At 31.5% G+C, this 11,354-nt stretch carries 11 protein-coding genes and 1 pseudogene; 4 read left to right on the top strand and 8 right to left on the bottom strand.

Annotation, left to right across the window (positions count from 1 at the left end):
• The first annotated feature begins 357 nt into the window (after positions 1–357).
• Positions 358–564 (top strand): hypothetical protein, encoded by a 207-nt coding sequence (locus DN408_RS13480; protein ID WP_000834521.1) that lies wholly within the window; start codon positions 358–360, stop codon positions 562–564.
• A gap of 68 nt (positions 565–632) precedes the next feature.
• Here the strand turns inward: DN408_RS13480 and DN408_RS13475 are convergent, their stop codons facing one another.
• From DN408_RS13475 to DN408_RS13470, 3 genes are all read right to left on the bottom strand, one after another.
• Complete coding sequence (locus DN408_RS13475; RefSeq protein WP_002084333.1) at positions 633–1,004, bottom strand: hypothetical protein; 372 nt, start codon at positions 1,002–1,004, stop codon at positions 633–635.
• Between the two features lie 926 nt (positions 1,005–1,930).
• Positions 1,931–2,077 (bottom strand): hypothetical protein, encoded by a 147-nt coding sequence (locus DN408_RS31425; RefSeq protein WP_003193688.1) that lies wholly within the window; start codon positions 2,075–2,077, stop codon positions 1,931–1,933.
• Positions 2,078–2,283: 206 nt separating this feature from the next.
• Positions 2,284–3,027: a M15 family metallopeptidase gene (locus DN408_RS13470; RefSeq protein WP_033709884.1), complete on the bottom strand. Its 744-nt coding sequence runs from the start codon at positions 3,025–3,027 to the stop codon at positions 2,284–2,286.
• A gap of 244 nt (positions 3,028–3,271) precedes the next feature.
• Between DN408_RS13470 and DN408_RS13465 the strand changes: the two genes are divergently transcribed.
• Positions 3,272–3,526, top strand: a complete 255-nt coding sequence (locus DN408_RS13465; protein WP_002128348.1) for a SunI/YnzG family protein — start codon at positions 3,272–3,274, stop codon at positions 3,524–3,526.
• A 340-nt stretch (positions 3,527–3,866) separates the two neighbouring features.
• Here the strand turns inward: DN408_RS13465 and DN408_RS13460 are convergent, their stop codons facing one another.
• The 3 genes from DN408_RS13460 to DN408_RS31420 are packed head-to-tail and all read right to left on the bottom strand — an operon-like array spanning position 3,867 to position 5,162.
• Positions 3,867–4,190, bottom strand: a complete 324-nt coding sequence (locus DN408_RS13460; protein ID WP_002167914.1) for a hypothetical protein — start codon at positions 4,188–4,190, stop codon at positions 3,867–3,869.
• Positions 4,191–4,239: 49 nt separating this feature from the next.
• Entirely contained in the window at positions 4,240–4,920 is a 681-nt protein-coding gene (locus tag DN408_RS13455; protein ID WP_002128350.1) for a hypothetical protein, read from the bottom strand.
• A 32-nt stretch (positions 4,921–4,952) separates the two neighbouring features.
• Positions 4,953–5,162, bottom strand: coding sequence for a hypothetical protein (locus DN408_RS31420; RefSeq protein ID WP_033708038.1), 210 nt, complete (start codon positions 5,160–5,162; stop codon positions 4,953–4,955).
• Here DN408_RS31420 and DN408_RS31995 point away from each other — a divergent pair.
• Positions 5,153–5,251 (top strand): annotated as a pseudogene (locus DN408_RS31995) (3'-5' exonuclease); the annotation flags it as partial. The gene DN408_RS31420 and the pseudogene DN408_RS31995 sit on opposite strands and share 10 nt — an antisense overlap.
• Before the next feature lie 81 nt (positions 5,252–5,332).
• Here the strand turns inward: DN408_RS31995 and DN408_RS13445 are convergent.
• A complete protein-coding gene (locus DN408_RS13445; protein ID WP_078179211.1) occupies positions 5,333–8,614 on the bottom strand; it encodes a VaFE repeat-containing surface-anchored protein in 3,282 nt (1,093 codons plus the stop codon).
• A gap of 1,031 nt (positions 8,615–9,645) precedes the next feature.
• On the opposite strand from DN408_RS13445, the gene DN408_RS13440 reads away from it, so the two are divergent.
• A complete protein-coding gene (locus DN408_RS13440; RefSeq protein WP_002066319.1) occupies positions 9,646–10,902 on the top strand; it encodes an ATP-binding protein in 1,257 nt (418 codons plus the stop codon).
• 168 nt (positions 10,903–11,070) lie between these two features.
• Here DN408_RS13440 and DN408_RS13435 read toward each other — a convergent pair whose 3' ends face one another.
• Positions 11,071–11,265 (bottom strand): hypothetical protein, encoded by a 195-nt coding sequence (locus DN408_RS13435; protein WP_033732005.1) that lies wholly within the window; start codon positions 11,263–11,265, stop codon positions 11,071–11,073.
• Positions 11,266–11,354 lie beyond the last annotated feature (89 nt).

Genomic DNA, 11,354 nt, shown 5'->3' with positions numbered 1-11,354 from the left:
TTTTTTCCACTTGTACTAAAGTGAAGTCTGTATTTTGTATTACTTTCTTGTTTTCTTTTGCAATACCACTTGTTCTTCTTGCTCTTTTCTATTTTAGCTGCAATCTTCGAATAACTCTTCGCTATATTTTTGGTAATTTTAGCTTTTTCTTCTACTTATATATATTCGAAGGAACAAATAATTTTATGGGGGTCAAAAAAATATTTTTTATAAAATAGTTATTTTTTCAAAAATAAAAACCATCAATTGGAAGAAACTCGTTATAACTCCTCCTTATGGTAATTCCTTTGTAAACCTTTTTATTTAAATGTATAATTGTATTAAAAGTCTAAAATTTCAGAATCGGAGGGCAGCGTCATGAAAAGTTTTGGTACGTTAGTAATCTCTACCGTCATTTCAGCAGGCTTAGTGTATTATAATATCGATTCCTTTTATAATAAATTTACATCCGGGAATACATATTACTGGGTAAACGGTATCCTAGCTGCTGGATTCCTTATATCCTTAATTATCAACATAAAAGATATCATCAAGAAAAACTACACAACTTCTGAATCAAATTAAGGAGCCTATTATGGTTCCTTTTTCTATGCAAAATAAAAAAGCAGCTGTTAAGCTACTTTGAATTCTTCTTATCCCCAAATGAAATGATATATATATTCTCCCGTTACACGTTCATTAATTCCAGCGATCCTAGCGAATCTCATTAAGTCCGCCCCTTGAAGAAAATACACCGAGATCGTAACTGGTACTTGTGACCACATGAATTGATAAAGCTCATTCACTCTCTGATTCGTCGAAACGATTAAATCATTTACAGGTCCATGATTCCATGCAGAGGTTTGAACTGAAGTGAACGGAAGGTCTTTCCCATTAACCACTATTCTTACCACACTTTGAGTTATGTCCACAACAATCCCCTCCACCATTACAAAATTTAAGCCTGTTTCTATACTCATATTCTTGATTAATAATAAATGTTTAAGGCAAACCCCTATTTTCATTTCTACTCAAAAACAATTTAAATGATTCTTCTTTATTTCTCAATATAAGGAGCCTTGGATTTTCATTAAAACTCCTGTAGTATATGAACAAAGAGTAAGGTAAGAGTTACTCTTTGCCATTTTAGGAAAGGTTCTGTTGGAAACAACAGGACCTTTTTTCGTAAAGAGATGGTTTTGTTTAATTTCTCACCACTAACCACAAAAAATATCTTATAATCGTTATATACTAAATTAAAATAATGGATTAGGAGTAGATCAAATGCCAGTTACACTAGAACTTATTCTTTTCATTCTTCTAGCAATTAGCGCTATTGGCTATTTAGTAAAAGAATTTCAAAAAACTAGGAAAAGAACACTTGGAATTTCACTAGAATTCTTGGTTCTTTTCTGGTCAATATGGAGAATATCGACTATCATAATCTGATTTGTAAAACATGAATTCCTTCGAATAAAAATCAATATTATGTCCATAATGTTGATAGGCTGTATGCCAAAATCCATTTAGTTTTCTCTGTATCTCCTTGTATTGAGCAGTTAGTTTTTGCTAGCTGCTCTTTTATTTATGAAAAAAGATAAAATTTTTTATAATGATTCTTCTTTATTTCTCAATATAAGGAGCCTTGGATTTTCATTAAAACTCCTGTAGTATATGAACAAAGAGTAAGGTAAGAGTTACTCTTTGCCATTTTAGGAAAGGTTCTGTTGGAAACAGCAGAACCTTTTTTCGTGATTTAAAGGTACTAAGACAAAATGAAATATTTACCATGAAGGTAATTATTAAATATTTTACGCTTATATAGTATAATGGGATAGTTATTGTGTATTGGCATTAAGAGGAGCGTCCTGATTAAGCGCTTCTCTTTTTTTATAAAATAGCTCCAAATTACTTGGACACATTTACCAGTTTATTCAACACAAATATCATGTTAAAATCCCTTGTGAATACGACATAACTCAACTTGGTGAAGCCCTGTAATATTTCCTGTAGGGCTTCTTTTTTTACAAGCAGTTATTTCATTAAGCTGACTACCTTGTTGTGCAAAATAACGATTTTGTTCACTTTTTTGATACATTTATAAAACATTCATATGTTATCTTCAGTAAGTTCTATTTCCTTTATAATATTGTGTGAAGTATACCAACGAACGAAGCCTAAAAAACTCTAATGAAGTGATGAAAAAAACCTAATTTCTCTACAAAACATTGAGAAATTAGGCTTTTTAATAGAAAAAGTAGCATTCATAAACAATGAATACAGTTTAACTCTTCAATTCTATTTTCACAGATTCATATATTCTTCTAAAGTCAGTTTTTCCTTATATATATTTTCAGCAATATCTCCTACATAGCGAATATGCCAAGGTTCATATGCATAACCCGTAATACTTTCCTTCCCCTTAGGATAACGAATGATAAACCCTGCACGATGCGCGTTTTCTTTCAGCCATTTTCCTTCCTTCGTATTCGCAAAGGATAGCTCTAGTTCATTGTTCGCACTTTTAGAAGAAACATCCATCGTTAACCCTGTTTGATGTTCGCTATGCCCTGGCTTTGCAGAGAAGCGATCCGTATGCTCTTGCCCTTTCTTTTTAACATTGTTGGCATACAGACCTTTTTGATACTCATAGGAACGAAATCCTGAAACAGCATTCAACTGGATCCCATCTTGCTTAGCTAAAAGGAATAGTTTTTCTAACGCTTCCGCTGCTTCTTTACGAAGATGACTCTTTTCTACCGTTCCACTAAATGAGAACGGTACATTTGGTACAACTAAATCCTCTGGCATATAGTCTTCGGGTAAACCATATTCCTTATTTACTACAGCCTGTATACTAGCAAAGGAACTTGCTATCTTATTTGAAGTCCCATTTTGCTTACTATTTTTTTCTTTATTTATGGAGTTTTCACTAGTTTCATGGTTTGTCTTATATGGTTCTTTACCAATAGATATATTGGTGTAAATGATAAAGATACCTAGCATTACTACTATACAAGTTAAGGTTCCTACTAATTTAAGTCTCATCATTCATTTCCTTCCTGCAACTCCTACAGTTACTCATTCATCATACTTCAACCATATCAAATCCATATTAATTCCTTGTGAACTTTTCTTCATAACGCATTCCTTAATAGATTGATAGTATATCTTCCCGTTCTTTTGATACCCTTAAAATATCAGCTCTATTTATACATGTAGAAAAATAATCTAAAAATTTGTATAATAAGATAAAAAGTGTAGCATTCTGTTATAGAAAGGTCTTGGTATAATGCTAGGCATTGATGTCAAAAAAACAAAAGAAGAGTTAATTATTTCATGGCAATTTGCGGAGGTCACGATTCCATTACGTGATGTGATTGAGGTTACCGAAGATGCTACCTATGCGGGTGTTGAAGAACCAAGTGCAATCCGTATCGGAACAGCATATGGGACAACTGATCGTATATTAATTAAAACTGTAAAACAAAATTATGTATTATTTACTACGAATAAAGTGTCGATTTTAAACGCAATTCACGCGTAACAATGAGTAGATAAACGCGCTTAAACAAAGTTCAAGTGAAATAAAAAGGTGCAAAGTCATAGAATTGACTTCGCACCTTTTTCTATATTTGTGAGGGTAGCATGTAATTGATGCCGCAGAAATTGGGATGCAAAATTGCATCTTTAATTCAGATATATTAATAATAAAGATGAACTGCTCAACATTTTTCTTTTAAGTTAGTATTTCAAACCCTAGCTACCTAAAGAACTCAAGTAAACGTATCTTAAATCCTTTTAAGTGGCACAAAAAGCGTCTATGTAGGCGCTTTTTGTATAAGAAAACACCTTATATGCATAAGGTGTTTTCTTATTTCATCTATCTAGAACTTCTCTATTTGAACTGTAAAATGTGGCTTGAATTTTACTTCGATTGTTTTGTTTTCTACGCCGCCTTGGACATATAATGAGTCATTACGGGTATAGATTCGTTTCGCCGAATGTATCTTGGTTTCAAATATGCATTTATTTTTGTAATACAATTGTAATTCAACAGTTTCCTCGTAATAACACATAATCATTACTAATTCAAATCCTAATTTATCTATTTTATTATATATATATGCACCTGCACCAGGAATAAAATAATCTTCTGGTTCACTCTCGAATATTTCTAATAATTCGTATTCATCATATTGAATATTCATTTTAACAACTCCTTTCGTGAATGGTCTCAATCTACTTTATTTATAATATTCACGATTTATTAGGTACAACGGAAACAACATCGCCACTATCATTCAATACGACTCTAACATCTTTCCCATCGTATTGCCATAGACCAGGTTTATTTCCTGGTTTTTTAGTATCATGCTTAATTGTTTCTTCTACTACGCTTGGTGTTACACCTCGCGGATCAACTTTTTTTAATTCCTCCATATATTCTTTTGATCCGAATGTGTAACCATTCCTTTCAGCTCTTTCACGTGCACGCTTCGTAAGTTCTGCCCGAACCTGAATTGTATCAGGTGCCATTCTTTCAAGAGCATGTTCAGTATACTTACGCCCATCAATGACCCCTCCGCCTCTTGGCATACTCCATCCAATCTCTTCAGTTACCTTTGATACTTTTCCTAAATCCTTCGCTTTTTGTTCTAACTCACCATATTTACCGAATACACGTCCAATAACTTTAGGAGCCCCACCAAAAACAGTAGAAACGGTTCCCCATACATAGTCATTTTTGTCATACTCTCTATTAGTGAAATATTCTTTGCCGTTAATGAGTTGTAGCCCTTGTTTGATTTGCCCAATAACTGGAATGAAATCAAGTGACATCGATCCAAGTTCATTTGTACGCTTCTGTTCTGCCAAAAACTCTTCCATTTTTTCAGGTGGTACACCAAAATCTTTGAGGCGAGTAGATAAACCATCCATGTTTCCAACATTTTTAGCTATATTAGACGTATCTATTTTATAGCCTGAAATCTTATAGCAGAGTCCATAATGTTATTGGCAGCATCTAATCCAGACATGATATCTGTATGCAAGGTTGGGAATGCTTGTTGAGCTTCTGCAACATGCGTTGAGACACTATTAATTAGTCCATCAGCCATTACCGCTTGTTTATGAAGTGATGCCCCAGCTTTTTGTATGGTAGAAAACTTGGCTTGGAGCAACGGAATTAACGATTAAACACCGAGCAGCTGCTGACTGTTTTGCTGTCCTGGAATTATTACAACAACTCAAAAATAAGCAAATAGATTAAAATACTGTAAATAGGACTAAATTATTAACATAAAAAATAAGCACATCTTGTAAAAAAACAGATGTGCTTATTTTTTAATTTTTATGCATTTTTACGTTTTAGGAAAATCACTCCACCAACAATTAACAATAATGCACCTGCAGCCATAGAGATCCAACTTGTAAGGTCAGCGCCTGTTTGGGGTAACCATCCAATTTTAGATTGAATTTCTTTCTTAGGTTGTGGTTGCTCTTTTACTTGCTCTTTAGGTTGCTCTGATGTTGGAGTATTTTTATCTTGATTCGGCTGTTCTGGTTTAGGTTGTTCCGGTTTTACCTCTTTGAATTTCACTGTTTGTCCCTTATCTTCAAATTCAGCGTGAATAGCTACTAAAATATTATCTTGATACAGTTCTTCAAATACTACTACTTCTTTACCTTGTAATGCAGAAGCATTAAATGTGAAATCTAATGTGATAGAACCATTTTTTTCTTTTGCAGTAAACTTAGATTCTACTGTTACTTCTTTATCATCAACTAATAATGGTTTGTTTGTTGCTTTATCCATTAGTTTGCCTTTTACAACGTACTCTTTACCCACGATTAAGTCTTTGTATTCCACTTTATCTTGGATTGTTACAGATTTAGAAGCGTCTAACTCTTTAGAACCATCAGCTTTGTTTGTAGCTGTTGTTTTAATGGAAGGCTCTACAAATCGAACTGTTTGACCTACATCGTTAATGTCAGCGTGAGTTGCAATTACTTGACCTTCATGCAATAAGTCTTCAAACACAACTACTTCTCTTCCTTGCTGTTCAGCACCAACGAAAGTAAAGTCTAATGTTACAAAACCATTCTTTTCTTTTGCAATGAACTTAGTCTCTGCTGTTATTTCTTTACCATCAATTAATAATGGCTTGTTAATAGCTTTGTTCATTAATTTACCTTTTACAGTGTACTCTTTACCAACAACTAAGTTAGTATACTCTACTTTATCTTGAATAGTGATAGAATCCTTTGAATGAATCTCTTTTCCACCATCAGCTTTGTTTGTAGCAGTTGTTTTTACTGATGGCTTAACGAACTTAACTGTTTGACCTTTATCATTGATATCAGCATGTGTAGTAACAACTTTTCCGTCTTTCAGTAACTCTTCGAATACTACTACTTCTTTTTCTTCTAAACCAGTTGCATCAAAAGTGAAATCTAGTGTAATAGAACCGTTTGCTTCTTTTGGTGTAAACTTAGTTTCAGCAGTTACTTCTTTACCATTTACAACTAATGGTTTATTAGTCTCTTTATCCATTAATTTACCTTTTAAAGTGTACTCTTTACCTACTTGTAGGTCTTTGTATTCCACTTTATCTTGGATTGTTACAGACTTAGAAGTGTGCATTTCTTTTGTACCATCGGTTTTATCAGTAGCTGTTGTTTTTACTGATGGAATCTTTTCATCTTTGACAATATGTTTAATGATTTGACCATTCTCTTTGATCTCAAAAGAGAATATTTCTTCATTCAATACATAACCTTTTGGTGCAACAGTTTCTTTATATGTGTATTTTCCAAATGGTAACTTTTCAAACTTCGCGATACCTTTATCGTCTGTTTTCCCTTTAACTACTTCTTTTCCTGCTTCATTATAAATAGTAAACTCTGCATTCGGAAGCTTATTGTTTCCATCAGCTACATCAACTTTTGTAATTTCTAGATTACCTTTGATAAGATGATTAACTGCTAATAGCTCAATAATTTTTCCGTGTTCCTTTATTTCGAACACAATCGGTTCTGTAATAAGAACATAACCATTTGGAGAAGCCTTTTCTACAAATGAATATTTACCATACGCTAAATCTTTGACGTTAACTTCACCATTTTTATCTGTCTTATATTCCCCAATTACTTTCCCGCTTGCATCTTTTAGCTCGAATACTGCACCTTCTAATTTTTTACTGATATCTTCATTATCTACTTTTAGTAATTTCACACTACCTTTCACTTCTGTATTTTCCACTGTAAAAGTAAGTGTTTTATTGTGCTCTTTAATTTCAAAAGGATACTTTGTTTTATTTCCAATATATCCATTAGGTGTTTTTGTCTCTAAGAAATAATATTTACCATACGTAAGACCATCAACATTTGCAATTCCATTTTCTTTTGTTACTACTTTTTTCACTTCTTTTCCATCTTCAGTAAAGACCGTGAATTCAACATTAGGTAACATCTTACCTGAATCACTAAGTTTTTTTATTTCGATGTTACCTTTTACTTTGTTGTTTACTACTTGAACAGCTCCTATTTCCCCTGTCTTAACTTCAATAGTTTGTGGTTTATCACCTGAAACATAACCTGTTGGTGCTTTAATTTCTTTTACTATGTAGGTACCAATTGGTAGGTTATTTAATTCTGCAGTACCATCAGCACCCGTCGTGATTTTTCCAACTGATTCATTATTTGCATTAAAGACTTCAAATACTGCACCAGCTAATATTTCTCCATTTTCCCCAACCTTTTTAATTTTTAAAGAACCAGCAGCTTCCCAATTTACTGCAAGGTCACTACTAAGCTTTTCCTCATTTCTTTCTAGTAGCACTGTAGCATTCTGAACAGTATCAGTACCGCGATAAGCAATTGCTTGAACTTTAGTTAAATTTGTAGCAACACTTAGATTAAATTCACCTGTTTTTGTATCTTTAGGAATTTGGATACGGAATTTTTCCCCAAGTGAAAGCTGATCTTTCACTTCTCCATTTTCACTAACAATTTTAACTCCATTAGGTGCATTTTTCGCTACTACTTTATAAGAACCACTCTTAGCATTTGTTTGTACTGTGTATAGGTTTGTTTCAAAAAACTCACCCTTTAATTCTGCCTTTTGCTTTTCAGCAGGAATCACATTCATAAAAATATCTTGAGTATCTTCACTTGTATTTGCAGCATTAATAATTGTCTTAGCCGCTTTTTCAACATTTTTATTTTCATGCTTTAATTCATTTACATCAAGTTGACCTAATGCATTCCAAACCGCAAGCTGAGTTGCATAATGTGCTTCATTCTTATTAGCTACTCCCAGTTGTTCTATACTTTTTTGTGGGAAACCATTTAATAGAACCCTATATACTACATTATCTGTTTTCCCCATTTCAGGAAGATCTTCACCATTTGGTGATTTTAAGCCAAGAGTTAAACAATAAGCAATTTGACCGCTTGAATTTTTGATAATTTCAGTTCGGATATCCTTTCCTAAACTGTTGCTATAACTCCAGTTCATTGAATACTTTTCATGCGTCATAACCTCGGCATTTGCCTTCGGTAGAAACACATTAAAGAATAATGCTAGTACTGATAATAATGCAAAAACTCTTTTAACAACTCTTCTCCCCAATTTTAAAACCTCCCTAGATAAAATGAATCCGATGTATTATTCAAATATTTAAAATAATCACAACGAAGATATTTCATATTATAAGACATAAAGTTACAAATATTATATTATTTTTACAAATTATTTATTTTCTCAACAACCACTATAAATTACAATATTAAAACATTACATTTCGCAAAAGTAACAATATTAGGATACCTTAGCAAAATAAGAAACTTGGTAAAATACTAGAATAACGGTAGTTGGAGTACGGAAACGATTCTTGGCATGAAGGACCACTACAAAGATATTTTAATATGTAAACAGATATTTTCAGATTGAATATATGTATTAATAATGAAATTTTATTGCATTTACACCTGCAATGTTTATATAAAAGATAGTAAATTATGTTTTTATAGGATTTTTTCTATTAGTTTACTGGAAATTTGCATTATTATGTGACAATAAATATCATTGTATTTAATATAAAATGATATAAAAAAAGGGGCACGTAGATAATTACTAGAACTTTCAATCAATTAATTATACTAAAATTAGTATTAAGAATATTAGTAAAAAAGTAACAACGTTATTACTAAGTTCGAATATTGGTCTAAGTACCCTAGCATCTCAATGGTAACCTCTTGAATACTTTTACGTTTTTAAATAAATTAAAATAACAAAAAAATAATAATTTTTAATTTTTTTCTTTGTAATTTAATAAGTTACATGTTAATATGGCGAAGGTTATAAAATGGATTTCGCCATACACAATGTTTTTTCGGAATATTCACTCCAGAGAAACGTAACTATTTCTGTAATTTGCTTTATCTTTTACCTATACAAGGGCTACTTTCAATTTTTTTGTTCATAAGTAAAAGTAACTTTTTATTTCTATCTTCCTCATCGATTTTAATATAAATGGTAAAAAAGCACTTTTTCAAGTGCCCTTCCTTTTCTTTTTTAAAGATAGAAAATCTAATAAAATCAAACACCTAGATTAAACACATACATAATCCTACTTACAAACTCTCAGAGAGGTATAAACTATGGGAATTCCTACACTATTATTAAATACATTTATTATTATTATTTGTATCCTTAGTTACCAAGTATTTTGGCTAGAACATAAAGAAAAAATGGCATGTAATAATATATTAATTTCTGTACTTTCCTCCATTGCAATTATTTTTTGTATGACTTTTCCTTTTCATTTACACGCTGGGTTCATTTATGATTTACGTTTTATTCCCATTATATTAGTTTTTCTATATGGAAATACAAAGAGCATTATTTGTATTGGAGTTTTATATCTTTCTTATAGATTTTACTTAGGTGGAAGCGGAGTCTTCCCATCATTTATTATCTTTACTATTATTTCTGTTATTACAATCATGTTTCGTTACTTGTCACCTACTTATTTCAAGGAAAAGAAGATATTATTAAGTATTCTACTTATTTTGATATGTACAACTTCCCTTTCTATCTGCGGTATTGTAACGCAAATAAATACAGGTGTTAAAATTGACTCTACTCTCATTGAATTTTTATTCAATTATATAATCATAAATATTTTCACAGTATTATTATCAGTTTATTTAATAGAAGGAATGATCGAGAAATATAAAATAAAAGAAAGAATGCAAAGAGCAGAAAAATTTTATATAGCTAGCGAACTAGCTGCATCGATCGCGCATGAAATTCATAATCCACTGACCACGGTACGTGGATTCACTCAATTACTAAATGAAGATGAGAGTGCTAAGATGTCTCAAGATAAGTACTTAGAAATTATGTTACTTGAAATGCAGCAAATACAATCTACTATTAATAACTATTTATCTTTAACCAAACCACAAAACATTATAAAAGAGGAACTAGATATTAATTACATATTAAATCAAGTGAAAGATAATATTTCACCACTCGCTCTTTCATATAATGTTGAAATAAAACAGCATATTACAACAGATTCCCTTTACATAAATGCTAATACTGAAAAATTAAAAATATGTCTAACCAACATCATACAAAATGGAATTGAGGCTATGAAAAATGGTGGCGTATTACAAATAAATATACAAAAAATAAAAGATAATATTGTAATTGATATTATTGATACAGGAATAGGAATGTCTTCCCAACAAATAAAACGTATTGCCTTGCCATTTTATTCAACAACAGAAAAAGGTACTGGGCTTGGTACTATGATTGCGTACAGTATTATTAAAGAATTAAACGGAGATATAGAGATAGAAAGTGAACTAGGAAAAGGAACACACTTCTCTATCACTATCCCCTGCTAATATAATAGAAGATTTATTTAAATGATATTATTTTGTAGCTAATATAACCATATAAAAAGAAGACGTAACTATTCGTCCTCTTTTTATATGGTTCTGGTGCAAAAATGTTAGTTAGAAACATAGAGCAGCAATTTCACAATTTATTCACAAGTACCGTTAAGCGCAAGTTTACGTTAAGTATGCTATTTGCATAATAATGTTTTCAAGAAAAAAGTAGCTGTACTTTTGTGCAGCTACTTTTTTATGCAATAAATCAGTAATAGATATTCGAGCTGCAATAAATGCCCCTTTTATACTTTGAAATGTAATTTGCAAACTACAATTTGACATAATTCTAATAGTATGAGATGTATATTTCTCCATAAAAGTAACTTATTTTTATCTCTTTTAAACAATTTATTATATTATTTTCATCTAATTAGGCACAGAAACGTTTTGCAAAATCTTACTAC

It is taken from the genome of Bacillus sp. AR13-1, from assembly GCF_008042285.1.
GTDB lineage: Bacteria > Bacillota > Bacilli > Bacillales > Bacillaceae_G > Bacillus_A > Bacillus_A mycoides.
This window is presented reverse-complemented; position numbering and strand designations above follow the sequence as displayed.

Bases quoted from the DNA above. Each gene is read 5' to 3' on its own strand.
- DN408_RS13480 (WP_000834521.1), top strand. From the start codon at position 358: ATGAAAAGTTTTGGTACGTTAGTAATCTCTACCGTCATTTCAGCAGGC.
- DN408_RS13435 (WP_033732005.1), bottom strand. From the start codon at position 11,265: ATGGAGAAATATACATCTCATACTATTAGAATTATGTCAAATTGTAGT.
- DN408_RS13475 (WP_002084333.1), bottom strand. From the start codon at position 1,004: ATGAAAATAGGGGTTTGCCTTAAACATTTATTATTAATCAAGAATATG.
- DN408_RS13460 (WP_002167914.1), bottom strand. From the start codon at position 4,190: ATGAATATTCAATATGATGAATACGAATTATTAGAAATATTCGAGAGT.
- DN408_RS13465 (WP_002128348.1), top strand. From the start codon at position 3,272: ATGCTAGGCATTGATGTCAAAAAAACAAAAGAAGAGTTAATTATTTCA.
- DN408_RS13470 (WP_033709884.1), bottom strand. From the start codon at position 3,027: ATGAGACTTAAATTAGTAGGAACCTTAACTTGTATAGTAGTAATGCTA.
- DN408_RS31425 (WP_003193688.1), bottom strand. From the start codon at position 2,077: ATGTATCAAAAAAGTGAACAAAATCGTTATTTTGCACAACAAGGTAGT.
- DN408_RS13440 (WP_002066319.1), top strand. From the start codon at position 9,646: ATGGGAATTCCTACACTATTATTAAATACATTTATTATTATTATTTGT.
- DN408_RS13455 (WP_002128350.1), bottom strand. From the start codon at position 4,920: ATGGATGGTTTATCTACTCGCCTCAAAGATTTTGGTGTACCACCTGAA.